Raw genomic sequence first — 25122 nt, 5'->3', positions numbered from 1 at the left:
TAGTCCTCTGACAAGGCAGGGGTGGTTGTTGGACTCTCGGTCACCTCTGACAGCTCAGGGGCTACTCGACGACCCCATTTCAGTGGAGACCGGTGCAGAGAGATTCGCCACAGGTTCGATCGCGGTACCATGGATGATCTATGGACACGAGATTCCATAACACTGCGTTCGTATTGTTGCAAACGAGGGTCGAGATCGAGTTCATCCGCGCGGAGCCATCGATCTGGTACTGACCAGTGGTCACTATTATCAGCGCGAGGTCAGCGAACGAACTGACGGACTCAATACAGTCAGTCCTCGTCTGTTGGCACGACCGGCGCGGAGACGCTCTCGGATCGCTCACCCTTGTCAGCAGTGATAGCGCCGAAGTGGGCTCCAACCTCGCCGAGGGCGATCGTGGCCGCCCACGCCTCGGCTCGACGCAACCGATAGCGAAGCGTCGTTACGGGGAGATCGAGATCGGTAGCGAGGTCTTCCAGTGTTGCATCGCGCGGGTGCTCGTAGTAGCCCATCCGCATGGCGGCTTCGAGCGCCTGACGCTGTTCGTACGGTAGGTCCGTGCCATACTGTGGCTGTCGAGTCCCTACCCAGCATTCAGGCGTACCGACCCGGCGAAGGGCGAGCGAGACACCATCCGGAAGATCTTCCTGCAGCGTTCGGCGGAACGCGTCGACGTCTCGATCGGTCGGGATGAGCACGCGCCATTCGTAGTACGGACCGCGCTGGGTCGCGTCGAAGACGAGGCCATCGCCGAAGGTCTCGTACGCGAGATAGCCGAGCGAAGAACAGTAGCTCATATCCGTCACGTGCCGATAGATCGTTCGGGCTGTCGGCTCTCGTTCGAGGAGCTGGTAGTCGAGTACGGTATCGCAGGCAGGGGTCGGGTACGTGCAGTCGTTGCAGTGATCGTCGAAATAGACAGTTTCGAGCGCATCGAGAGCCTTTTCAGGGCCGGTTGCGTGCTCAACTCGCCAGCCGCCGTCGGAAGCGATCGACATGCTGAGGGTCGTCGCCACGATCTCCGGGTGCTCGATGAAGAAGTCCCGCACGGGGTGGACACCACGATCGTATTCGAGGAGGAAGACGTACTCGCGCATAGAAGGACGATTGATGCCGCGCGGGCTTAATGTATGGTTTCTTCCTGGCCAGCGGGTTCGGTTCTAGACGAGACTCGATCTGCTTGTATTGTGGCTGTTTTCGACTTTGGTTTTATGGGTAGCAAGCACGAGAACGGAACTTCGCACGATCAGAGGAGTGCAGTTGCTGTGACCAGATCACCGGATACGAGGTTGTCGCAGGTCAAGCCGTACTTGCAGCGTAAGTGACCAATACCACCACTGAGGGTTAGGCCTGCGACCCCCGTCTCCGAGATAGCCCCACCCGGCGTTGCGAGACCAAAAGCCTGGTTTCGTGATCGACGTCAGCACTACAGAGGAAGCAGTAGCCCTGTAGCTGATTCACTGATCGTGATCAACCTCTTCTATTGGCTGGCCGATTTCAGACTGGGCCAGCCGTTCGGAAGCACGGCGGAGCCGTTCAGATAATGCTTGATGGGAGATTCCTACTTCATCGGCAAGTTCTTCGAGTGAGATCTGCCGTGGGATCGCAAAATAGCCATGTTCGACGGCTGCTTCGAGCGCCTCTCGCTGGGGACCAGTAAGGAGTTCGGTACCCTTTTCGTCCCCGTTAAATTCCTGAATGCGCTTTACATCGAGTGTAATTCCGCTCTCTTTGAGTCGGTTATGAAACCGAGTCAGATGAGTGTTGTCAGCAAAACGTATTCGAAGTTCCCATCGTCCGTTGAATCCTACTGCAGTCAATATTACGCCATTTTCTTCCTGAACGAGATCTACCAGCGTCAGTCGATCCTCTGTGACATTGATACTATATAAGAAGTCATCTTCTCGCGAGGCAATGTATTCGAAACTGGATATCGTTGAATCGGCACGTAATGCAATTTCAATTTTCCCTCGTGGGTAACCTCGAATCCAAACGTGTGGCCACTCCTGATCGGCTTGCATTGTCACCGTATTCTCCATTTCGAACCGAACATTACCTAATTCCTCGAATGTCTCTTTGAGTGCTGTTTCAGCTGCTTGAACGGTGACTGTGAGAAGAACGGTCATGCGATGTACTTGCGAATGCTGGGGAGATCGAAAAGTGTTTTTGCGTTATGTGAAGCATGTGGTTTTTCAATCGATACACATGGACTTCGTAGCTTGCACTTACGATTGGACAGTACTCAAAACTACCATCATCTAATAAGTCGATAGAATACCCCGACCGCGACCTCGACTGCAATCGAGGTGTCGCGCCTGCAGTGCTATGAAGGAAAGACGCCACTGATCAGTAGATACCCAGATATACTCTACAACGTAGCCGGTACAGTAACGTCACCGCACGAGTTCACCGACAAGACGTCTGGGGTCTATACTGCAATACTGGAGGAGTGACATCCGAGACATGATGACGAGACTGGGAAGAGGAGGAGTGTTATAATTAGCAGACATGTAGTTAGCGACGTATAGGAGAGACATTGCGGGTAGATGGTCGAAGCAGATCGCATAAAGTTAACGAGTTTCCAGCGGGACAGCCTCTATATAATCGCCGGCTTGAGCGAACCGAATGGAGTGACAATCAAAGACGAACTCGAAGCGTATTATGACACTGCGATTCAGGCTGGCCGACCCCTGCCCGGGAGTGCCTCTGACACATCATGGCCCGACTGGTCTCGTTTTTTTTCATGTTGGCGCCTCCAGTACCACTACAACGGGAAGAGGCTAACCGGAGTTATAACTAAGATGAACTAATATCCATACTCAGCACGGTTAGACTGTGGTTATACCCGATTCTTCGACTCAGTTGCACGCATCCATTGCCTCACTCCACCTGCACGCCGAGTTCGTCGGCTATCGCGTGCAATTCATCTTTGATAAACGAGCCACCGCTGGCGGCCTCTTGTGACTCGCTTAGTCCAGTCTTCGACCGGATTCCCGCTCGCATTGCCGTCGTCGATGGTCGTGATCCCTCGTCGATAGTATAGCCCACTTCGTTCGCGATGGCAACGAGTTCTTCTTTGGTGAACGACGCACTCACCTCGCGTTCAAAGCGGCCGACGGCTGTGCGAATCGCGTTCTGCAGTTCGAGTACAGTTGGACTCATACCGACGTCGACGGTAAATGCATCCGTATAGATTGGGATCGAGTTCGATACAGTGTGAGGACGACGCGCAAATGCCAGTATATGGCTAGGTTCGCGGCCCACTCGATCGGGAAGTAGAAAGCCTCGATGCGAGACTACTGGCGCACGCACGATCTCGACCTGACCACGATCTATAACGACGGCCGACACGCCAGCGGCTACTCCGTCGATGAATGCCTACCAAGCGCTCCGCGAGATCGTTCGCAATCGAGAGGTGCGGCGGTTACGCTTCGAGATATGGGCCGGCTTGGGCAGGATTTCGACGAGCGAATGCTTGTTCATCATCGACCTTCACAAGACGGGCATCAAGCTCCATACCGTCGAGCGTGACCAGCGCGATTTGCCGCCCTCTACCCCATGGCAGTCGAAGGAATTCAGACAGCCACTAACGATGCGGCCAAATGCGCGGAGATCAAGCGCGCGAAAGCGACGGTTCGCGATCGCCTCGAAGCGGGCTATGATGGGAGACATCCGCCGTTCGGGATGCAGTTCGACGATGATGGTCAGTACTGGGTCCCTGGCGAGGAGTTCTCGACAGCCCTTGAGGTGATCGACCTACGCGACGTGGATCACTCGTACTGGACGCTCGAGGGCCGAACTGGCGTGCCCTACTCGACGGTTCGGCGAATCGTTGAGTGTCGCGGTCGCTATCTCTCGGCGGAGGAAAACCTCCAGCTGTCTCTTCAAAACGACGCCTTCGAAGGGAGTACTGACACCCCACGTCACAACTTCAGTGTATCGAACAGAGATCGACCGCTATCCAGCATGAGTCGGTGCGGTCTTAGCGGTAGCTGTATTATCGTATCCTGCCAGAGCGCCAGAGACGCGATAGCAGTCATGGTTACTCACGGGGCCATGTGTGTGTGTCTCACCCCGTGGTAACTCGCAAGCGTTTGCCGACTCAAGACGTTCAATGATAGAGCGTCGACTTGCACTTGGGCACCAGCTATTGCGCGCTCATGGTCGACGTGCGGGTGCCCACAAGGGAAGGGGACACAGGGCGCCTCTGACGAAGCTACTATCCCCTTATGCACTTCTGTGTATAGCAGACTAGGTGCCTAGTTGCTTAGGACCAAGTCATATGCCTCTGCGCGAACGAGATGAACTAGGCGCTGATGAACGTGTTCAGCACAGTGAAAGCGCCCACAAGGGGGAGGGACGCAGGACGCCTCTGACATCACCCTGGGTCCCACTCGTGGATGAGCTCCGTAGCCTCTGACAAGGCTACTACCCCCTTATACTCTATCGGGTATAGTGTCTTAGATACCCCCATTATATTGCCGCCTTCACTCTCCCACTACCAATTACCACAGTTGGAAGTAGCGGGCTCGAACTCGCCCTACGAGGAACATCTGCATCGGTCGTGGTTGATCTCACGCACGATATCGCACGCGTAGCACCCGATTTGCACGTCAATAGCTCTGTTGAGGAAAATGAGGGATCCGTCGGTATCGTCGGATGCGCAACGCCATCACCCGGTTATCACGCTGGTAGCGATGAGAACAACGACTCGAACACTTCCTTCTGGGCCTTTCGGAGGTGCTGAGAAAACGTCGGGGCCGCGATCCCGAAGGAGTCGGCGAGTTCCTCTCCAGTCGCTTTACGCGGCCACTCGAAGAAGCCTGAATACACGGCCACTTCAAGCGTGGCCCGTTGGCGGTCGGTCAGGTCTTCAATTATCGCTCGCTGAAGCCGCGTAAGCGTATCGTCGTTCCGGGTAACCTGCTGCCGTCTCATAAGGTTGATTGTTGGGTACGCGTCCTTTGTTTCGTCAATGACTCGACGGGCGGCAATAGTGGCGGGAAGGTGGATTCTCAGGTGAAAGTCGCCGTCCTCGATCCTCGCTTGCTGCAGATACCCACCGTGAGCCGCCACGGCCGCCACGACGGGGGGTTCTGACAGCTCCAGCTCGAACTGGGCCATGCCGTCCTCCCAATCGACGATCGTCACCGCTTCGAAGTGGGACAGCTGATCGACAAGAGCATCGAGGGTATCGATAGCATCCTCGGTAACGCTCCCATACTCGAGGAAGGCCCCGCCGCCGGTTGGTACCGCCCGGTCGAACGTAATCGTCCCACCGACGTCCGAATCGAGGCCGATAGTATCGAGAAAATTGGGGGCTGTAAATTCGAGCTGGGTAACCTCGTCGCTCATCAGTGCCTGCTTACGCTCGACGGCTGCGATAGCATGGCCGATGATCTCCCCAAGTGGGGCAATCACGTTCCGCTCCTCGCCACAGAACGTCTTTGGACGGTCTGCGTAGACCCCGAGTACCCCGTAGAGGGTGTCGCCGTAGACAATGGGAATCACGACTAACGAACGGTAGCCGTACGCCTTCGCGTATTCACGCCAGGGCTCGAAGCTAGAATCTGTCAGTGCGTTCTGGACGACTTGGATTTCCTGTGTTCGAATAGCCCTGCCAGCAGGTCCACGTCCTGTCGGATCGTCCGAATCCACCGAGAGCGGGATCTCCTCAAGGTAGCCGTCGACGCCGGCCTCGACGCGTGAGGTAATTGACTGCGTGTGAGGGTCTATCTCGGCTATCCAAGCAAACTTATAGGAGGCCACGTCAGCGAGGCGGGCACAGACGGTTGCCTCGATCTCCTCGCGAGTGGACTGGTCGATGACCCCATCGGTAATGTCCCGGACGACGTCGTTGAGGGTGTTGAGGGCGGTCAACTGCTCGTGCTGGTGTTCGAGTTCCCGCTCGCGTTCCTTGCGCTCGGTGATATCTCGGACAACGCCCACGCGTCGGCGTCCGTCGCCGGGGAGCATCGCGAACGTCGCCTCGGCCGGTATCGTCTCCCCGTCGGCTGTCTGTACGTCCGCTTCCAGACTCGCACACTCGCACACCCCGGCCACGAGTTCGTCTTCGAGCCGGCCGGCAGCCGCCTGTGTCTGCTCGTCGACGACCATCGCGGCCGACGACCCCAGCAGGGCCTTGCGGTCGTAGCTCGTCAGCTCGCAGTAGGCGTCGTTGACCAGCACGAACCGACCCTCGGCGTCGAGAACGTAGACGCCATCGTCGATCGTTTCTATGATGGTCTCGTACTGTTGTAGCTCGCACTCGTGCTGTTTGCGCTCAGTCACGTTCCGGAAATAGACCGACACTCCTGACTCCGATGGATAGATGGCAGTTTCAAACCAGGCGTCGAACGGTTCATAGTAGTCTTCGTGGACGACCGATCGCCCCTTCTCGGCGGCCTCGACGAGCGATTGTTTGAATGAATCCGTCACATCGAGTGTAGTTCCCACGTAGCTGCCGATCGCATCTGGTTTGGATAGGTCCAGCAGTTCTGCTGCATGGTCGTTGATATAGTTGAACCGAAGGTCGCTGTCAAGCCCGTAGAAGCCGTCAGAAATCCGCTCGAACACCGCATCGAGTTCGCTCTCGAGGTCGTCGCGCTGGCGTTCGAGACGGTAGGCCTGCTCCTTGAGCTGCGTAATATCCTTGCCTGTGACGACAATTCGGTCGCTGTCGCCCTCTGCGTCCCCTAGCGGTGCGGCATTCACCGACAGCCAGCGTCGCTCGCCGTTCGACTGTTCGATCTGACACTGCCAGTCAAACACGGGAGCACCGGTATCTAGCACCTGTTTGTATGGTTGCTCATCCGGCGGAACTGGGTTTCCGTCAGCGTCATAGACTGTGCGCTCTGCCGCCGCGTATTCGTCAGGATCGTCGTCGGTGACACCCAGGAGGCTATCGGTCCGCTCGTTCGCGCGGACGATGTCACCAGTAGGCGAGAGTACACCGATACCGATAGGAGCCGTGTCGAAGATCTGCTGGACGAGTTCCCGCTCACGGCGAAGCTGCTGTTCGTGCTTCTGGCTAGTGATATCGTAGTAGAGGTCGACCTGACCACCGGCGTACGCGCCGGATTCGATCGGCTTGCTGCAGTAGTTGAGCCAGCGCTCCTCGTGACCGCTGTCCGGCGTCACGTGACACTCGAAGCGTTCGGTGAACGCGTTATCGTCGTCGGTCGCCAGAACAGTCTCCATGAACGCATCCAGATCGTCAACGAGTGGTGCGATATGCTCCTCAACAAGCGTCCGTTTGTCCGTGCCCACGACTCGTTCGTGAGTGAGCCCAAAGTACCGTTCTATCGCGGTATTGAGCCAGGCGACGTCGAAGTTCTCGTCGAAGACGACGATGCCGACATCCACAAGGGCATCGTCAACAAGCGATGCGATGGCTGTTGATTCGTCCGGAGCAGTCGTGTCGGCGGTCGTCGGTGGCTGCCACCATACGCGAGCGCTCGCCCCCACTTTTTTCGTTTCGAGCCAGCCGTGCTTGACGAGCCGATCCAGCCGGTTGTAGGTGCTTCGGCGACCCAGGTCGAGGTGGGCTGCCACCTCGGGTGTCGTTTGCGGCACCCCGGGTTCTTCGAAGAGCACAAGCGTTTCTCGAAGAGCATCGGTTAGTGCTTCCCCAGTCATTGGAGTACACTCCCGATACATACGCATTAACATTCCGCCGGTGGAACCTCCAGTGACGAGCGGACACCAGTGATCGAATCTCCAGCACGCACCATACATAGCTATAAGACCACCTATGACATCCTCCCCGGCGTTCACGCCGGGGTTTCCCGTACCGGGTTGGGATGGATTCTCTCGCCGTTTAAAGATAGAGCGAATCTAGAAGTGGTCGTTCACCTATCCATATAGGGTCGACTCACTTGCTCCTGCATGGTTTTGTCGCAATCGTACGCCATGATATGCGAGGGGAGAAAGGAGGTCGGTTGTCTCTGTGCTCTTGGTCACAGTAGCCACAGCATATCGATAGCGTACAAGGGTGCCTCTGACACAATGAACCAGTATTCACCAGCCGAACATCGGCGGACACGGAGTGGTAACGATGAGTAGTAACATCGAGTCAGTTGTCCCCGCTGAACGGGATGTTTTTGGCGGGACAACCGCTCATACAGCTGTCTTCAAGACACTTTCATTCCAGTCGTGCCGCTATACTATTTATTACTTTTTAGCGACATCTGACTCCAGTGTCTCGATCGAGGATTTAGTCACTGGAATTCAAACGCTTGCAGCCCACGAGAGTAAGCAACCGTCATTGATCAACGATGATAACCTCAAATCGCTCCTTGTTGAGAAAGCGATCCCACAGCTTGAGCAGCTTGATGTCGTCGAATACGATTCCCGAAGTGGAAGTGTTCGGTATCATCAACAGCCATTCATCGAAGAGTACGCCGAACATGCGGCCTATCAAGAATTAGCGTTGGATTTCGTGTAGGAATCCTGTAGCAGGGTCTACAATACTACTGAGTGGACTCTGGACGACTGCCAGTGGTTACAGGTCTCGCTGGTGGGAAACGGATCGATTGGCGCGTTCCGGGAAACGGAGCCTTGTGCAACGGACCGAGTGAGTAATAGAAGATGTTGAACAAGGTACCGCCGTGAAAATCTCGGTCAAGACAACCGACCTCATCACACCGTGGTGTGATATGCTCACGAGGCCAGAACAGCTACGACCGTTTCTATTACCTCCACTACTACTGTCCTATACTCGGTTTGTTCGGAGTTGTTAATAGTACGGCCTTGCTCACGTGGTTCTCTTGTGGACTATTCTCGCTTGTGTTCGCCCGTTGGTAGGGAATCACGCTCTCTGCGGGGGTGATTAATATCCCGATCACAATGATGTGGTATCGGTCGGCTCCCTCCTCCTTGACAACGACGAGTTTCTTTCCGCGGCGTTTTGTCTGCTTGATGGCGTCCTTCCTGTGTTTTGCGAGGAGATGCATGACGCGGAGAATGGTAGCTCTAATACGGCAGTTAGCTCTCAGTAGAGCTGTCATATATCGCTTCGAATTCTTGTTCACCTTTGATGAGTTCGTCAACGCCTTCAGTGAGCGTTACGTTCCCGAATACCGTTGCCCGATAATACGTATACAACCCCTCTTGTCCTCGCTCGGTCCGCTGTCGCTTCTCGACAAGTCCAACATCGACGAGTTTGTTGAGGTGATAGTGGAGAGTACTGTCGTCGATATTGATTGCTGCTTCTAACTCTTTGGGACTCATGGCTCCGCCGTGGACGAGTCGATAGAGGATTTCATAGCGGGTTCGATGGCCGACTGCGGCATGCATCGCAAGGTACTCATCCAGGCTAAGGATGCTATCATCGGACAACAGATCCTCCGGGTCTTCCGGGAAACCACCACTGAGCGTTTGTGTGTGATTCGTCGCCATCGTGGTCTGCAATACGAGCGGGAAACTCTTAGGTGTTCTCAAGCCAAGAAAGTTCGAAAATAGCTGTCTTTAAATGCTTCTTGTGAACACAGCTACTCATGGCTGTGAAGATTACACGTGACCTACTCACCAAACGACTTGGGCACGTGAAATATGATCGATTTTTCTTCTATTTGATGGGGCCATATAAGTCGTTTGATCTCAACTACGTTCTTAGTGACGAGCAGCGCCGCGAGATTGATATCGAAGACCTTCCAGGACCGTTGCGTCGTCTCTTTCAGAGTAAGGACACTATCGACAATGCACAGGCGCTCTTGCGACGGATCCAAGGTGAACTTCGCGTTGATCCCGGCATAAATGCGTTTCTGGCGCTCGATGTTGATGTAGATATTGACGAGGTAGACGCGGCAACCCAGAGCATTGAGTACACCCGATGCAGCAATGCAACTGCGTTCATACTGCCGTTCCTTGGACACAACTTTGGTGTTGGTGAAGAGGCCGGCAGTATTCTTGAGGCGCTCACGGAAACCCACGGCGATCGATTACTCTTCGTTCACGAGGCCAATGTTACAAGTGCGATGATCTGGTCGGCAGCGAGGCGATGGGATCTACGTGTCGAAACGTATGAAACAGAGGCTGAACTCATCGATGCACTCGGGCTGTTCGCTGGTGGTATTATGCACCAAGAACAACGGGGTGAGCTCGATCGCCTCGATTGACTGTACGGAGTTGTTGCGGAGCATCTCAACGGTATCCTTCCGGCACTCATTGGGATCACCACTACAGTCAATGACACTCAGGTCGTCTGAATCGCCGACAATTGGTCCGTCAAACGTCGTTTCGTCGGTTTCAGTAGGGGTGTAACGTGCCTGCAGGTGCTCGCGAGACTGTGTTTTGCGGGATCGCTCTCAAGGGAATCCCAGCGATCCAGATATCCGTGAGGCCCGCGGTCTCCCCATCTGCGTTGACCTCAATGGGGTCGGTTTCGTATTGGGTATCGAGTTGCTCGATGCAGTAGTGGTGATGGCCTGAAAGTACACCAATTACCCCCAGAGCCGCTCTTAGAGCCATTTAGCAAGCCACGTATTGTTCACTTTCACCACGGTTGGCGCATGCTTTTGACCAGAGAAGACCTCTAGCCAAGCGGAGCCTGTCACACGCTCCATGTTCTTCGAGATTGGCACAGATAAGCTCTCGGAGAACTGAAAATGCCAGTCTACAAACAGCGACTCGGAACAGAATTCGCCGGCTACAGACGGGAGTGACGTGCATCGAGAGCAAGAGAACGGTGCTCAACCGTCTAGTACACACGAAAACGAGCGATGACTGTCGCTCCGCGCCGCAAGCAGGTTTCCACCGATCAGAGATGAGCACGAACACGAAACCACTATCATCCAGTGAACAGACGTGTGATCACGATCACAGCGTCTGCCGTACTCCCAACTGCTTTAGTCGCGAGGACGTGCAGCTCGTTCAGACCTTCGGCGAACCATCTCCGCTCTGTCGCCCCTGCCGCCGGTTCTATCTCGGGGTGAGTTCATGAGTTCCGAAGATTTGCCGGCCGAGCGACCGCCGCTTGAGCACTCACTCCGGAAGGAACAGTACGCAGAGCCTCACCCGGCGGACTGTGACTGTCTCCCGACGTTCGAGGATCTTCCCTGTTGGCCCTGTTACCGAGATGGGTTTAGGACACCGAATCCCGACGCGGAATCGGATGCTTGAGGCTCCATGGCGCTTGTTTACACTCATAATATCCAGATTAGTGGTCTTACGGAGCGGGTCTGAGGATGAGGGCTGGTAGCTCGCAGAGCGCAGTACCCTATTATACTACTTATTTACTCTGACATTAGGATAATTCTTTTCGTATTTATATGAATAATAGTGCGTGATTATGACTCAATCGAATGAGAAAGACAGCACCCGAGAGCAGGGAGTTGAGTTTGGCTCGCTGACCGATGATCTTGCAACCTGTGAGTACCCAGTTGAGTGTACGAAGTTGATCGATACATACGGTGAGGCGACCCTACAGCTTCCAAACGGTACACAATCGTTTCAGGACGTGATGCACCCCTCAAAGACGAACGCTTCGAATCGCCGGAAGCTGTCCAGCAGGCCGTTATCGGGTACGTGAATAAAGACGGAATCGGACGGGAAGGCTACAGTGATCGGACACCGCCGGCACCCGGTGTTGAAAACGACCGGGGGCCAGAATCGTTCTGAGCTGTTCTTACTGTTGTCAGAACGTTCGGCATCTGTTGCGATCGGTCCTATTGTGGGTCTGCTCTTCTCAGAGTCTTGCTTTATGCCATAACTTCGCTATGGATGGCTCTATCGCGAACCAATTCTGTGTGGTGATGGATAGCTTGCCGACGGGATTGTGTTGAACGCAGTGACGCCTGACGGATTATACCATGATATAAATGCCCTGAAAGCAGGTTTGCGAAACCGTTTTCACTCCCTCACTTGTCGTCTCTGTGAGCCCGCTTCGTGATAGCGGTTGGTCGTCTCCTCGTCGATCACAAGGAGGTTCTATCCCACCCATAAACCGGGCCCATTCCTGGTTAGCCATCAATTTAGGCCCACAGAACCGTAGAGAAACAAAAGTCGCACTCGAAAACGACGATCGCGTCGACGATATGCATTCGGGGGATCTTCGTCCACCGATCGAACCAATGCCCTCTCCCCAACCAGAGGGAACTCGCTCGGAAAGCGAACAGAGCGCTCACAGTCACAATCACCAAGAGAGCTAGTGTAGCGATCGGTGATATCCTGAACAACGAAACCAGTCCTCTGATCAGTTATAGACGCGTTTCATCAGTAATCAGCCAATCCTCAATGGGGACCGTTCCCAAGCAGTTAACTAGAGCGGCAGTCTCCCTCGAACAGATGTCAGAGGCACAATCGACATCCGACAGAGAAGAGCGCACCGCACACGATCTGACCGCCTTCCAGCAGAACATGCTGACCGTTCTCAGCGAGGAACCTCAGTACGGCCTCGCGATCAAACGTAACCTCGAAGCGTACTACGACGAAGAAGTCAATCACGGACGGCTCTACCCCAACCTCGATGACCTCGTTAAGCGAGGGTTGGTCGCAAAAAGCGAACTCGATAAGCGCACTAACGAGTACGAACTGACCGAGGAGGGCTACGACCTCCTGCTTGGAGATCTCAAGTGGCGCTTCTCGAAGCTCGTCACTAGCGACGACCGGGCACACGAGATCGAAGCTCTTGTAGAGTAATCTACTGAGGAGCCACGAGAGAAGCATTAGAGCTCGGAAGTTGACACTGCAGTCGCTGTTCTCATCGACATGAGTCGGCAGAATCTGTCTGTGTTAAATTAGACACTCTCGCAGTGTGCACTATGGGATAAGCTAACAACGGTTTTGACTAATATGAGAACATGCACGACCTCACTGGCTTCCAGCGGGATTTGCTCTACGTCATTGGTGGACTAGATGATCCACATGGTCTGGCACTCAAAGCCGAGCTCGAAGGATATTACGACAAAGAGATCCACCACGGGCGGCTCTACCCAAACCTTGATACGCTCGTCGACAAAGGGCTCGTCGAGAAATCACAGCTGGATCGCCGAACGAATGTCTACAAACTCACGGCACGTGGCCGGCGAGAGATCGACGCTCGCCAAGAGTGGGAACAACAGTATCACCACGACACGCTGAGTGCGGCCTAAAGAAGGACTATCGATCGGACGAGTCCGCATCAATCGTTGACGCTGTCTCATCGGTAAACAGTAGCGCGAGTTGGTCCATTCGCGTCGAATCGTATGCGGTGAGATCGTATCGGTTGCGATTGCTCCGATGGGTATAGACCTGCAACACCTCGAGATCCGTGGCAGTACTCAGGAGCTGGCCAAGAATCTGTGGTTCGAACGGCGGGTCATCCCACATCGAATACAGCTGGTTTGCCGATGCGTAGTTCCCCGCTGATTGTTCGAGAGCGTGTCTGAGATCTTCTGCATAGCGTTCAGGCAGACTATAGCGTTGAGGGGCAGTATTGTGAAGCATCTGAAGCTGCTCAGCAAGAGCGAAGAGTCTGTAGATTGCTCCGACGACATTGTACCGAGTAAGATAACGGAGACGTGCAGCAAAGAACGCGTTCTATCAGATACATTTGCCGAAAGAGATTTTATAGGCTGACGTGCATGCACCTACTCACGATACGTATCAATGGTTTCAATTCCAGATCGGCTTCACGCGCTCATTACGTCTCGTCTGACCGAGACAGCAGGAAGCATGCAGCTCGAGATTCCAAAAGAGGTAGTCGAACAAGCGACAGTTGATTCAGGAGTAGTCTATCAGGTCGCTGTGCTTCCGACGGAAACTGAGGACGTAGTAGACGACTACCAGGACACAGCATCCACTACTGCTTCAGCATCTTCATCGGCGGCAGAGAGGCCGGAGCCACCAGTCAATGAGGGTGAGATCCGAACAGTGACGATCGATACGCTCGGCGATCAGGGAGATGGAATTACTCGTGTCAAACGGGGATTCGTTGTGATCGTCCCGGATGCCGAACCCGATGAAGAGGTAACCGTTGAAATCGAGACCGTCCAGTCAAACGTCGCCTTTGCGAGTGTCGTCGAACGAAGCAAATAGAGTCAGATCATCGAATATCTGCTACGTAGGATGTATGGTTCAGGTGCACAAGATCGACAAGGAGAGTGTTCAGCAACGCTCCCAGTCGACACCAGTTGTACCCGCAAGTTCCCCAATCAAGGGGTCGGTAAGCGCGACTGGATCAGAATCATCACTTGCAGAATAATCCGGTGAGACATCGAAGACCTCAACAGTAACGAACTGTGCGTCTGCTAAGTTCCCGTCGTCGACTTCGAGATCGAAAATCGTGCGACTAGAGATGGCGATTGTCCACTCATCCGAGACTCCCAGGTGTTCGATCCGCGCTTGTTCGAATGCTTCGAGAAGGTCAGCAGACTCTAGAAATCGATATTGGATCCCTGACCATTCCTCATTGTTCACGATGGTAAGCACTGAGTCTCCGTTCGTATAGAGTATTGTGGCCTAGAAATCACTATTAATCCGTAGTCACAAGCAAGGGGGAATTAGAGGGACTACAACACCGCTCTCTGTGACTACTAGACTCAGTTGACGTTACTCCGTGTTTGTCTCAGTCGCTTTCCCAAGATACTCGCGTCGGACGGTCTCACCATCACGGTAGGCACGATACTTGTACGGGCCGTGTTTCTCACCACCGCTCATACATGAGCAGCTGTCGTCGCCGCAGGTACGATACTCAAGATAGACAGTGCCACTTGATTCGGTTTCAAGGAGGTGAACCTCATCCGGCAATTCGTCTTCAGTAACAGACTCTTGGCGGCGTTGTTCGCGAGTGGCAAGCAACTGGTCGATATACTCACGTGTCTCACGAAGTGTCTCGTCGTTTTGCTTGGGAAGCCCTTCGCCAAGGTAGTTCGGCAGTGACGAAGGTGCAGTCGGAGCCATGATCCTTGTGCAACAGTCGGTCCGTATTCAGTTAAGATTGTTGTACAAGGCCACAGATATGGCCCATCGCCTACTTTGATGATCTTCCTCGTGATTCGATGAGATTCGATAATTGTTCTAGCCCCCTCCCCACCCTGTCCGCATAATTCAGACACAAGAGAGGACACCAGGTGGAACTGCAAGCAAGAATCGACTGGATTTCCCAGCTAGTCTACAGAAGTCAGCACTGAACCATATTGGCACGACTAGTCTATACCCCCCACCTTGTCCGCATAATTTAGCCTTATTAGAGCCCAGAAAGCTATTCTAGAGGTATTCTTTACTAGAGATACATTTTCTCGTACTCTAGTACGGGTCTGGTTGAACTGCTATAGACTTTAATCTTTCCTAGCATTAGGTCAATCGCCGGTTCTTGGAAAGGGGGAATCATGTGTAGCGAGATTATGCGGACAAGGTGGGGGGAGGGGGTATATAGCCACATCTGATATGCGGACACGACGGACGCTCCGGACACAGGGGTTTATTATCCTTCGTACTATTGGTGTCATCCAACATGGTCGGTGACGAAGCCGATTCCAGGAACCCATACGAGTCATTTGAGGACAATCCCTACCGCTCGTCTGTAAACATCTTCACTAATGAAAGTGTTTTAAAAGAAGATTGGCAACCTGAAAAGTTACCGGAGCGCGAAGCAGAGCTTGACGAGATCAGAAATGCTCTCGCTCCCGCAACAAGAGGTGTGAATGCTCACAATCTGTTTCTCTATGGTAAAACTGGTCAAGGAAAGACCGTTGCTATCGATCATGAACTCGCGTTGCTACAGGACTATGCCGCCAGTCAAGATACTCTTGACCTGAGTGTTATCAAGACTAGTGCAAACAACCAAACGACGAGCTATCAGCTCTGTGCCCATCTGATCAAAGAAATTCGTGATAGCAGAAAGAAACCAAGTGGCATTGATCAACAGTCTATGTTCGATCTCCTCTATGAGGAGATTAGTGATTTAGAAGAGACAGTCATCATCGTCATCGACGAGATCGACGCAATCGGTAGCAACGACGAACTCCTCTACGAACTCCCACGAGCGCGGAAAAACAACTACATCGAAGATCAGTGGGTGAGCGTCATTGGCATCAGCAACAATCTCCAGTTTCGCGATAACCTGTCCCCGAAAGTCAAAGACTCACTTTACGACTCGGAGATTGAGTTCGCTCCGTACAACGCTGAAAAGCTAACGTCAATACTTGAGCGCCGAGCAGAGCGTGCCTTTGTTGATGGTGTGCTTGATGACGACGTCATTCCCCTTTGTTCGGCATTCGCCGCTCAAGACGAAGGGAGTGCTCGCCAAGCAATTCGTCTTTTGTACAAATCCGGTGAATTAGCGCTTAACTATGGTGACGACATCGTCAGTGAAACACATGTCCGTGAGGCACGTGACATCCTCGAACGAAAACGCATCGAGGAGGGGATGCGAAGCTTAACGACGCAGGATCAGTTTGCCCTCCTCTCCGTCGTAGCGCTTGAGATAGACGGCGAAACACCCGCCAGAACCAGGCAGGTATACCAGAAATACAAGTCAATCGTCGATCGACTCGATGGCAATCAACTCGTCGAGCGCCGCGTACGTGATCACCTTCAGAGCCTTGGCATGCAAGGCTTTCTCCTTGCAGAGACTCGGAACACGGGTATTCAGGGTGGCTCTCACTACCGGTTCGAATTAAAAACCGATCTGGAGGCCACTCTGGATATTCTCAGCGAAGACACTCGTATTGATGACGTCGTTAGTGATTTGACTGAAATTGCGACTGCAAAAGAACTGACGTAAATCCCCTTTTTAGCTAAAGTAGGTGCCAAGCTCCTTTTCTCAGCGAGCGAATGGCGTCAGCCGTGAGCGGGTAGGGTAGGACAGTTCACGAATCCTCTTCAAGGAGAGATCCGTGGGTTCGATCCTCGCGAGTATCGACAAACGCCTCAACGATATCATCAGCCGTCAGCGTCTCTGTCGCGGCACGGAGAATTGCATTATGTAGCTCTCTTTTTTGAACTGCATCATATCCATCGCGACGGAGTGTAATCTCGGCCTCAAACAGCAAACCTGATGACCCATCTACATCCTCCCATGTCTCTGGAAGACAGTAGATCGAGTGCTGTGTCTGAGTTTTTGCAGTTGGAAATGCAGGTTCATTTCGTGGATCATATGGCGCTACTTCTGTAGTACCTTCCCCGTCACTCTCATCGGCTGTGTCGTCAACCGCTGTCGATTCGTTGGCCGGCTCTGATGTGGTATCTCCGGAGAGGGTTCCAGCGAGTTCATCAAGTGCTTCATCACCTGGATCGGGCTGCTCCTCATTGTCGTCGGAAATATCCTCGAATGGCATTATCGAACCACCCCTCCTTTCTCGACGATCTGTGCGAGTTCGTCGTAGTACTCGAGTTGATCACACTGAGGATCGAAGTCCCGAAGTGGCGTTCGTGCTCGGTGTGCTTTATCGATACTCGCTCGATGTCGAATACCTGGTAGTTCATCATTGTACTCGCCAGCATCGAGTGCTTCCCAATCTGACTCAGAGAGATGCGCAAAGTTTGGGACAAATGGCTCCAGCGCATCGCGGCTGTTGATGGCTTGCAGTAGGTTCCGATCCTGCGTATCTTGATCCAAGCGTTCGCTTAGATCCGTTGGAACGAGCGCAAGCAGTCTGAGATCGAAATACTGCTGTGCTTCTTGAATTAGCCGCTTGTTCGTTTGCGTAATACCCGATTCCCAACCACTCTCCGGACGAAGCGGGACCATGAGATTCTTCGTCGCAAACAGTGCATTGTCGTTTATTTTTCCTCTATTCGCTGGGGTGTCAACGACGATATAATCATAGACGTCTCCAAGCAGCGGATCTACAACATTTCGGAACAGGCGTTGACTTGATGCCATTGCTGACTTGAGATCTGTTTCTACCTCTTCGAGTGCCTCATGCGAAGGAAAGAGGTCAAGATCCTCAACGACAGGAACGATGAAATCTGATGGATCTTCCCCATCCAAGAGAACATTCTGTACATGGTTTTCACCTTCATAGCGGTCCCGGTAGCCAAGATTAAACGTCGTATGGCCGTTGTCATCGAGATCGATAAGTAGCACTTGATCGTTTCGCTCCGCCAGCTCTCGTGCGAGATTGATAGCAGTCGTTGATTTTCCAAACCCTCCTTTTAAAACATTGATCGCGATTGCCCGTGGACTCTTTTGATTTTCGTCGATCATATTCGACCCTCACACCGAAACATTATAAAATGTACTGGACTGCATGAGAGTACTAACTGTGAATAATGTAGATACTCTATATACTCTTTATCATTGTGGAAATCTCTATAGCGTACATACATTACTTCATGTATAGGTAGACTAGTTACCACACTTACTGTGCACTGTTCTGAGCGTTGCTACGGTCCATACTGTCTCTAATGTCGTGAATGTACAGAATGTACTACAGTAATAACTGTACAGAATGTCGAATATCAGTTAATAGTGAGCGAACTATTCTTTTTGACTTTCCCAAACTGGACGCGGAGTTGGTGGCGGTAGTTCAGAGACTGCAGTACAAAGCTCTTAAACTGTTGCCCATGGGAAACACCGATCGTGCAACTCGAATTTTCGAAACTTGTTGATATGTACCCAGCTATATGTTGCTTTCTCGCTACTCTCTGCCTTCCGTTCCTCAATCACGTCCCATAGATCTTGGTCACTAACCTCAATCTCGTGTTCTTGTGCCCGATCGGCTAGTGACGAGATCTTCGCTTCTTTTTCTTCTCTCGTTAGATCATCGGTGAATGCGATCTCAATAGCGACTTGAACGAAATGGTGTTCTGAGTCGAGGTTTGAGTCCGTAAACCAGGTATAATCACGAGGATACACATATGATTTCTCGAAATAAGGCGTATCGTCGATCTCTCCTAGCTCAGGTGCTTCCCCGCCGCTTTCCTTTTCGAAGACGCCGACGATATAATCACTATATGTAGCGAGGAGCGCGAACATAATGTCGAATACGTTGAGTCGATCTGCTGGTAGCTCCAGAAGATCACCCATAATGAATGGATATGCACCGAGTTGTTTTGCGAGTTCGTTCTGAACCGCCCGAAGACGACGAATATAGGGATCACGGTAACTACCGAGAACGAAATACGAAGTGCGTTGGCTCCAGAGATACGGCAGTTCGCGCTGTGCGAATCGCCAAATCTCCCGCTTTTCTGTGGGCTCCAATTTAAGGCCTCCGACAGCATCGTGAACAACACTCATAATCTCCGTTGAATTCGGTGGCGGCGTTGGATTACTCATTACTCTCCCCACAGACTACTGTGGCAGAAAATCACTCGTCACGAAGCAGCCCCTCGCCCAGAATTACCAGCAGCAGTTGTGGATGCGCTTACGTTTGAAGAACCGGATCTTGGGGAAGATACTACCTAGCAGTCGGCCATAATTTCACTCCTAAATAGACTGCATGGAACCAAGTACGATCACTGATCGGCTTTAGACTCATCGAGCATCTCACTCGCACGTTTGGCTCCCTCTGTTGCGTCAATATGCGAATAGTGGTCTTTGGTCGTTTCGAGACTCTGGTGGCGCATCAAATCCTGCGCCGTACCCCGATCCATTCGGTAGAACGTATCGCCAATCCCGCGGCGAGCCCCATGGAGTTGAAGATAACCTGGTCCCTCTGGAGGAGTTAGGATATCGAGGTCTGCGGCTTCACACAGTTGTTTCATGACACTTCGAGCACCATTTGTCGTGATCGCAGGCGGGACGATCCCGTACTCCCGCAGCACCTCCTCGATTGGATTTTCGTCGAGAATCGCTTCTATTGACTCCTTGCCTTCGCCTCCTACCTCGCGAAGATGGGTGCGAGCACACTGATAGAGCGATGGTGCGTGCTTCGTCGGGAAGACGGGCCAGTCATCGGTCGGTGGGTCGCTGATCGTCCGATAGCGCTCAACAGAGGGAAGCGCTTGCTCGAGTAACCAAGCCGATTGGCGTTGCTGATTCTTCCCGAGAACGGAGATCGTCTGTTCCTCGAGATTGATGTCGCGCCAGCGAATGCCCTGGCGACCGGTGCGATTGTCGTGTTCGGAGCGAAAGACTTCGGATGCGCGCACCCCTGTGAATGCAAGGACGGCGACGAGCGCGCGATCCCGCGCTTCGACGTCTGCGTCGAGCCCCTTCTCGTCGATAGCGTCGTGCGCGCGCTCGTTGACGTAGTCGAGGATCTGTGTCCGTTGCTCCGGGGTCCAGAACTGCTGTTGGGACTGCTGAGAAGTGGACCGGTCGGGCATCGATTCCTGGGCGAGGCCGGCTCGAGCGTAGTTCTCCTGGAGATAGTCCCACTTGGAGGCCCAGCCGAGAAAGGCAGAGATCGTGTTGTAGTAGGTCCAGGCGGTTGAGCTGGCGATACCAGCGTCGGTCGTCTCGGCTTCGTTTGCGGCGACGCGCCGGCGGAGGTGTTCGGCGTAGTGGGCGAGGACGGTTTCGTCGAGCTGCTCGAAGCGCTCGATATCGCGCTGATCGAGCCAGTCGATCCAGCGGGTGATAACGCGCTTTGCGTTGCGTCGGTAGTTCCCTGAATCGTCGCCTTTTGCTTTCGCCTCGAGGAATTGTGTGAGTCCATCGTAAAGTGTTGGAGTGCCTGTTGTGGTGGTTGAACCCTGGGGTTGTGGGTCTGGCATGAGGGTGGATGAGCCAAGGGCGTGGAGGGTGGTAAATCCACTGTTGACTTGTGAGTTAATCAAAAGTGGATTGGCGGACGCTCCGACCGGTCGTATTTGGTTAATACAGCAGTTCTATACCCGATAACGCAATCTGTAAACTGTATAGTGCTACATAGAAACAGCTGCGGTTGGAAATTGAGACAATACCGGGTTCAGCGGATCTGTGATGCGGGATTTCGACCGAATCCATGACCAAAAACTGCTTCCGTTCGACTCTCGAACGTCTTTTCTTGTTCAGCTACCAGTGTCGTCACTCAGAACCTCGGCGCATTCCCAGAGCGAGTACAACAGACACGCGAACGCGAAGTAGAAGAATCGCAACCCGAAATCCACATAGTGGCGGCCATGAACCGTTTGATCGACCTGTACCCACTCTCGATTTCCCGACGGTAGCTGTATTCCGTGAGATGTCCGCTCCCCCGATTCGTCATAGACATCGAATACTGTCGATGGTCGTCGTGCTCTGAGTCCTCTTTCTCCCGGTAGACCAGCGTCGTCTCGTGTCATTCGTTCTTGCCGAGATGGAGTTTGCGGTCGGTCTCGTAGCGGTCCTGGCCGTGCTGGAGCAACCGCTTGGCCTGGGCTTTCTCGCTCGTCTGCATCCGCTTAGGCACGACATATGAGAGCCCACGCTAGCTGACTAGCTCGAGGACGTATTGGCTGTCGAATTCACGGTCCATTAGGACGTTATCGACGTGAATGAGGTCTCGCCGTCCGGGCCAACCTCCTGTGCAGCGAGGAAGCAGCCGAAGCCCGCCCCGGAACCAAGGTCAAGCACTGTCTCGCTGGGTGCCATCTCGGCGAACGCCTTCTCCAATTCCACCAGCGTGGCGTACACTGTGACTCCGCTCCGAGTTTGCTCACCGACCGGATCGGCCGTTGGGTCTCGGATCGTCGCTCTCAGTACTGCTTTTGGAACTAGGTTCAAAACCCGAGCACATCGCCGTACCGTAGCTCTTTCGAGAGTGGCTACGACGAGAAATCTCAGCCGACCCCAACAAAGTATACCAACGTTGAATAGGCACTGGACCGCTGTGATAGACGATGCGAGTCACAGTACTCGGTGCCGGTACCATGGGGCACGGAATCGCACAGGTGGCGGCGATGGCCGACAACGACATCGTCGTCCGCGACATCGAGGAGAGGTTCCTCGAGGAGGGCGTTGAAGCAATCGAATCAAATCTCCAGGGGGGCGTCGACCGAGGCAAGATTAGTGAGAGCGAGAAGATGGCGACGCTCGACCGTATCGACACGACGACCGATCTTGAGGAGGCCGTCGCCGAGGCGGACTTGGTCATCGAAGCGGTTCCCGAAGACATTGATATCAAGCAGAGCACGTTCAAGGAGATCGAGGCCGCCTTGACCGGAGAAACGGTTATCGCCTCAAATACCTCCTCACTGTCTGTGACCGAAATCACGAGCGTACTCGACCGTCCTGAGCAGGCGATCGGGCTCCACTTCTTCAACCCGGTTCACATCATGGGGCTCGTCGAGATCGTTGTCGCCGAGCAGACGGACGAGGAGACTATCGCGTTCGCTGAGGAGTTCATCGAGGAGATCGGCAAGGAGCCCGTCACAGTCAGGGATTCGGCGGGCTTCGCCTCCTCGCGGCTGGGCGTTGCCCTCGGTGTCGAGGCCGTCCGGATGCTCGAAACCGGCGTCGCTGGACCGCGCGCGATCGACCGCGCGATGGAATTAGGCTACAACCACCCAATGGGACCAATCGAACTCACGGACATTGTCGGCCTCGACGTCCGCCTCGATATCCTCAAGTATCTCCAAGAAGAGCTCGGCGATCGGTTCCGGCCGCCTCAGTTGCTTCGACAGAAAGTCCGTGCCGGCAAACTCGGCAAGAAGACCGGAGAGGGCTTTTACCTCTGGGAGGACGGCGAGCGAGTCGGCGTCAGCGGCGATTTGGAGGGGGGTCGATGAGCGACGGCATTCCGGACTCCAAGGTTGTCGGCGAGGAGTGTACGACCATCTCGGTGGCCGTCGACGAACGTATCGAGGGCGTCGCGACCGTCACACTCTCGCGGCCTGAGTCGAGAAACGCGCTCGACGCACAGTTGCGAACCGAGCTCTCGGACGTGCTTGAAGCGATCGAGGGCGACGATCGCGTCAGGGTAGTCGTGCTGACCGGCGACGATGAGGGGAAAGCGTTCGTTGCCGGAGCCGATGTAACCGAACTCCGCGAGCGAAACGCGATCGAACAGCGTGAGGTCAGCAAGCGACCGCGGATCTACGAGCGGATCGCCGACCTTCCGAAGCCGGTAATCGCCCGGATCAACGGCCACGCGCTCGGCGGCGGCTGTGAACTCGCCCAAGCGTGTGACGTCCGAATCGCACACGAGCGGGCGAAGCTCGGCCAGCCGGAGATCAACCTCGGGATCGTCCCCGGCGGCGGGGGTACCCAGAGACTGCCCCGACTGGTCGGGCAGGGCCAGGCGATGCGGTTGATTCTCTCGGGCGAGTTGATCGATGCCGAGGAAGCCGCCGAGATCGGCCTCGTCGAAGAGGTCCACGGGGACGACTTCGACGAACGCGTCTACGATCTCGCGGAATCGATGGCCGCAAAGAGCCCGGTCGCCCTGGAGTTCGCGAAGACCGCAGTCCGGGCGAGCACACAGATGGACTTAGATGACGGTATCGACTACGAGGCCGAACTGTTCTCACAGCTGTTTGCGACCAATGACAAAAACGAGGGGATCGATGCGTTCTTCGAGGACCGTGACCCCGAGTGGCGGGGACGCTGATCCATCGGGATCAGGTATCGAAGGGTGTAAGCATTCGGTCGTCGAACGGTACGGCCGCCCCGGATCGGTCGAAACAGCCGTATTCGGTGACTCCCTCAATACCAACTCGACCGTCCGCCAGCAGGGTGTGCTCGATACGGACCGACTCATGTTCGATACCGATTACGTTGCACTCGACGCGCAGGGTCGACTCGAAGGGAACCGGTGCTTTGTGTTCCCAGCGCCAGTCGCGCAGGCGAAAGGGCTGTTTCTCGCCGCTCAGCTTCTTGAGGCTCGTCCCCCGCTCGTTGAGGAATTCTTCTAAGGCGATCCCGGCGAACCGGGGGTACTCTTCGAAGTACGCCAGCTCGGCACCTTCAATGTGCGGACTCCGGATCGGAACCGACGACTCGAACCTTGGGTAGGTTCCACCGTCAGCGGACGCCGTTTCCGGACCGACCGTGGGGTCCCGGTCGACCAGTCGGTTGGTGAACTCTGCATGCACCCGATCAGGAAGCGGGAGGGCGTTGCCGTCCGGGCCGATCGTCACGTGGACCATTCGCGCGCTGGCGAGGGGGTCGCCCTCAGCATCAGTCATCTGGTAGAGGAGTTCAACACTAGAATTCCCGACGCCTAGGGGGACGACCTCGACGTCAACACGGTCCTCAATCGTAGGATACCGTTCGACTGAGGTACTCACGGCGACCGGAGCGAAGGGGATCCCGTCGTCGTCGAGGATATTACGAAAGGAGTACTCGACGGCCGCCGCCACCTGCTGGGTGGCGATTAGTTGCCAATCAAAGACCGTTGCACCGTGTACCAAGGGTCCCGCGAGCTCGCCGAACTGCACCCGATGAGAGGTAATCGCTTGCACAGGGCTCCATCTCTCGTCGAGCACTACCATCGTATAGGAACCGGCAAACAACGGGATATTCCGGGGCCGGAATCGGAGTGCGTCACTCCCCGGTGAACTCGGGATCGCGCTTCCCGCGGAAGGCCTCGATACCCTCTCGATGATCGTCGGTCTCCAAGAGCGTGCTCTGTGCGAGCGATTCAAGCAGGCCGGCCGAGCGCGTGTCGGTATCGCGCGCCGCATTGACGACTCGTTTCGCCAGCCCGAGTGCCTGCGGAGGGCGATCGAGTAATGAATCGGCATAGGTGTAAGCGGTGGCCTCGGGGTCTTCCTCGACGCGCTCAACCAAGCCGATGTCGCCCGCCCGCTCGCCGTCGACCAGTTCCTGACTGAAGATCATGTCTTTTGCCCGGCCAGGGCCCACGAGGTGAACGAACCGCGAACAGCCCCCGAGGCCGGGGAGGAGCCCGATGTTGTGCTCGGGGAAGCCGAGTATCGCGTCAGGCGCCGCAATCCGGACATCACAGGCCAGCGCAAGTTCGAGTCCGCCGCCAACGCAGGTTCCGTTAATAGCGGCCAGAACGGGTTTCTCTATCTCCTCGAGCCCGTCGAAGACCCGCCCCAGCACCCGCGAGTTCGTCCGGAACTCCGCGCTCGTCCACTCGCGGGCCTCCTCAAAGAGGGCGACGTCCGCACCGACCGAGAATACCTCCTCGCTTCCCGTCACGACGGCGACGCGGACGCGGTCTTCACGCAGTATGTCGAGTGCCTCGGCCAATTCGTGGCGCATCCGCTGGTTGATCGCGTTGACCGGACCGTTCGTGAGCCGAAGCGTCGCGATCCCGTCTCCCTCTATTGCCAGATCAAGCGTGTCGAACTGCATACACGGCTCTTATCGTCCGGGAACATAGT

General features: G+C 54.7%; 25 protein-coding genes and 2 pseudogenes. 10 read left to right on the top strand and 17 right to left on the bottom strand.

The features are described 5' to 3' along the window. Positions 1–290: 290 nt before the first annotated feature. From HACJB3_RS15155 to HACJB3_RS15145, 4 genes and pseudogenes are all read right to left on the bottom strand, one after another. The gene (locus HACJB3_RS15155) at positions 291–1097 is read right to left on the bottom strand and encodes a helix-turn-helix domain-containing protein (RefSeq protein WP_008413946.1); all 807 of its coding nucleotides are present in this window, start codon (positions 1095–1097) and stop codon (positions 291–293) included. Between the two features lie 164 nt (positions 1098–1261). Further along, positions 1262–1425, bottom strand: a pseudogene (locus HACJB3_RS18905) (FAD-binding protein); the annotation flags it as partial. Between the two features lie 32 nt (positions 1426–1457). Further along, complete coding sequence (locus tag HACJB3_RS18900; protein ID WP_008413947.1) at positions 1458–2126, bottom strand: helix-turn-helix domain-containing protein; 669 nt, start codon at positions 2124–2126, stop codon at positions 1458–1460. A 754-nt stretch (positions 2127–2880) separates the two neighbouring features. Next, positions 2881–3162: a hypothetical protein gene (locus HACJB3_RS15145; protein ID WP_008413948.1), complete on the bottom strand. Its 282-nt coding sequence runs from the start codon at positions 3160–3162 to the stop codon at positions 2881–2883. Between the two features lie 396 nt (positions 3163–3558). Here HACJB3_RS15145 and HACJB3_RS15140 point away from each other — a divergent pair, with 396 nt between their 5' ends. After that, positions 3559–4083: a hypothetical protein gene (locus HACJB3_RS15140; RefSeq protein WP_008413949.1), complete on the top strand. Its 525-nt coding sequence runs from the start codon at positions 3559–3561 to the stop codon at positions 4081–4083. Positions 4084–4683: 600 nt separating this feature from the next. On the opposite strand, the gene HACJB3_RS15135 is transcribed toward HACJB3_RS15140, so the two are convergent. Next, positions 4684–7638 carry a PAS domain S-box protein gene (locus HACJB3_RS15135; RefSeq protein WP_008413950.1) on the bottom strand — a complete coding sequence of 985 codons (2955 nt, stop codon included), beginning with the start codon at positions 7636–7638 and terminating at the stop codon, positions 4684–4686. A 418-nt stretch (positions 7639–8056) separates the two neighbouring features. Here HACJB3_RS15135 and HACJB3_RS20015 point away from each other — a divergent pair, with 418 nt between their 5' ends. Continuing rightward, positions 8057–8446 (top strand): DUF7344 domain-containing protein, encoded by a 390-nt coding sequence (locus HACJB3_RS20015; RefSeq protein WP_162147997.1) that lies wholly within the window; start codon positions 8057–8059, stop codon positions 8444–8446. A gap of 259 nt (positions 8447–8705) precedes the next feature. Here the strand turns inward: HACJB3_RS20015 and HACJB3_RS15130 are convergent, their stop codons facing one another. Together HACJB3_RS15130 and HACJB3_RS15125 are read right to left on the bottom strand one after the other, a co-directional pair. Further along, the gene (locus HACJB3_RS15130; RefSeq protein ID WP_008413952.1) at positions 8706–8954 is read right to left on the bottom strand and encodes a hypothetical protein; all 249 of its coding nucleotides are present in this window, start codon (positions 8952–8954) and stop codon (positions 8706–8708) included. 31 nt (positions 8955–8985) lie between these two features. Further along, entirely contained in the window at positions 8986–9399 is a 414-nt protein-coding gene (locus HACJB3_RS15125) for an ArsR/SmtB family transcription factor (RefSeq protein ID WP_008413953.1), read from the bottom strand. A gap of 98 nt (positions 9400–9497) precedes the next feature. Between HACJB3_RS15125 and HACJB3_RS20335 the strand changes: the two genes are divergently transcribed. The 5 genes from HACJB3_RS20335 (at position 9498) to HACJB3_RS18890 (ending at position 14016) form a co-directional block, all read left to right on the top strand. Further along, a complete protein-coding gene (locus tag HACJB3_RS20335; RefSeq protein ID WP_049946403.1) occupies positions 9498–10118 on the top strand; it encodes a DUF7509 family protein in 621 nt (206 codons plus the stop codon). A 1172-nt stretch (positions 10119–11290) separates the two neighbouring features. Then, complete coding sequence (locus tag HACJB3_RS21340) at positions 11291–11530, top strand: DUF5789 family protein (RefSeq protein WP_049946402.1); 240 nt, start codon at positions 11291–11293, stop codon at positions 11528–11530. Between the two features lie 755 nt (positions 11531–12285). Further along, entirely contained in the window at positions 12286–12639 is a 354-nt protein-coding gene (locus HACJB3_RS15115; RefSeq protein WP_008413956.1) for a PadR family transcriptional regulator, read from the top strand. A 161-nt stretch (positions 12640–12800) separates the two neighbouring features. After that, entirely contained in the window at positions 12801–13091 is a 291-nt protein-coding gene (locus HACJB3_RS15110) for a PadR family transcriptional regulator (protein ID WP_008413957.1), read from the top strand. 562 nt (positions 13092–13653) lie between these two features. Next, positions 13654–14016 (top strand): TRAM domain-containing protein, encoded by a 363-nt coding sequence (locus HACJB3_RS18890; protein ID WP_206537088.1) that lies wholly within the window; start codon positions 13654–13656, stop codon positions 14014–14016. Positions 14017–14085: 69 nt separating this feature from the next. On the opposite strand, the gene HACJB3_RS15100 is transcribed toward HACJB3_RS18890, so the two are convergent. After that, complete coding sequence (locus HACJB3_RS15100) at positions 14086–14397, bottom strand: hypothetical protein (RefSeq protein ID WP_169312209.1); 312 nt, start codon at positions 14395–14397, stop codon at positions 14086–14088. 132 nt (positions 14398–14529) lie between these two features. Then, positions 14530–14880: a DUF6788 family protein gene (locus tag HACJB3_RS20725; protein WP_169312208.1), complete on the bottom strand. Its 351-nt coding sequence runs from the start codon at positions 14878–14880 to the stop codon at positions 14530–14532. Positions 14881–15433: 553 nt separating this feature from the next. Between HACJB3_RS20725 and HACJB3_RS15095 the strand changes: the two genes are divergently transcribed. Further along, positions 15434–16705, top strand: coding sequence for a Cdc6/Cdc18 family protein (locus HACJB3_RS15095; protein ID WP_008413962.1), 1272 nt, complete (start codon positions 15434–15436; stop codon positions 16703–16705). 85 nt (positions 16706–16790) lie between these two features. Here the strand turns inward: HACJB3_RS15095 and HACJB3_RS19675 are convergent, their stop codons facing one another. The 6 genes and pseudogenes from HACJB3_RS19675 to HACJB3_RS20325 form a co-directional block, all read right to left on the bottom strand. Further along, positions 16791–17258, bottom strand: a complete 468-nt coding sequence (locus HACJB3_RS19675; protein ID WP_148258257.1) for a hypothetical protein — start codon at positions 17256–17258, stop codon at positions 16791–16793. Then, positions 17258–18130 (bottom strand): ParA family protein, encoded by an 873-nt coding sequence (locus tag HACJB3_RS15090; protein WP_008413963.1) that lies wholly within the window; start codon positions 18128–18130, stop codon positions 17258–17260. The genes HACJB3_RS19675 and HACJB3_RS15090 overlap by 1 nt, the downstream gene beginning before the upstream one ends. A gap of 345 nt (positions 18131–18475) precedes the next feature. Continuing rightward, positions 18476–19201, bottom strand: a complete 726-nt coding sequence (locus HACJB3_RS15085) for a hypothetical protein (protein ID WP_174264865.1) — start codon at positions 19199–19201, stop codon at positions 18476–18478. 179 nt (positions 19202–19380) lie between these two features. After that, positions 19381–20583: a tyrosine-type recombinase/integrase gene (locus tag HACJB3_RS15080; RefSeq protein ID WP_008413965.1), complete on the bottom strand. Its 1203-nt coding sequence runs from the start codon at positions 20581–20583 to the stop codon at positions 19381–19383. 297 nt (positions 20584–20880) lie between these two features. Then, positions 20881–21332: pseudogene (locus HACJB3_RS18885) on the bottom strand (transposase); the annotation flags it as partial. Further along, positions 21305–21463 carry a hypothetical protein gene (locus HACJB3_RS20325; RefSeq protein WP_008413967.1) on the bottom strand — a complete coding sequence of 53 codons (159 nt, stop codon included), beginning with the start codon at positions 21461–21463 and terminating at the stop codon, positions 21305–21307. The gene HACJB3_RS20325 and the pseudogene HACJB3_RS18885, both read right to left, overlap by 28 nt. Positions 21464–21669: 206 nt before the next feature. On the opposite strand from HACJB3_RS20325, the gene HACJB3_RS15075 reads away from it, so the two are divergent. Both HACJB3_RS15075 and HACJB3_RS15070 read left to right on the top strand, forming a co-directional pair. Further along, the gene (locus tag HACJB3_RS15075) at positions 21670–22557 is read left to right on the top strand and encodes a 3-hydroxyacyl-CoA dehydrogenase family protein (RefSeq protein WP_049934621.1); all 888 of its coding nucleotides are present in this window, start codon (positions 21670–21672) and stop codon (positions 22555–22557) included. Continuing rightward, positions 22554–23378, top strand: a complete 825-nt coding sequence (locus tag HACJB3_RS15070; protein WP_008413969.1) for an enoyl-CoA hydratase/isomerase family protein — start codon at positions 22554–22556, stop codon at positions 23376–23378. The genes HACJB3_RS15075 and HACJB3_RS15070 overlap by 4 nt, the downstream gene beginning before the upstream one ends. A 10-nt stretch (positions 23379–23388) precedes the next feature. On the opposite strand, the gene HACJB3_RS15065 is transcribed toward HACJB3_RS15070, so the two are convergent. Beyond that, positions 23389–24261: an acyl-CoA thioesterase gene (locus HACJB3_RS15065; protein WP_169312207.1), complete on the bottom strand. Its 873-nt coding sequence runs from the start codon at positions 24259–24261 to the stop codon at positions 23389–23391. Between the two features lie 52 nt (positions 24262–24313). Next, positions 24314–25093: an enoyl-CoA hydratase/isomerase family protein gene (locus tag HACJB3_RS15060; protein ID WP_008413972.1), complete on the bottom strand. Its 780-nt coding sequence runs from the start codon at positions 25091–25093 to the stop codon at positions 24314–24316. Positions 25094–25122 lie beyond the last annotated feature (29 nt).

This window comes from Halalkalicoccus jeotgali B3, from assembly GCF_000196895.1.
Taxonomy (GTDB): domain Archaea; phylum Halobacteriota; class Halobacteria; order Halobacteriales; family Halalkalicoccaceae; genus Halalkalicoccus; species Halalkalicoccus jeotgali.
Note: the sequence above shows the minus strand (reverse complement) of the source record. Positions and strands in the feature narration are given on the sequence as shown.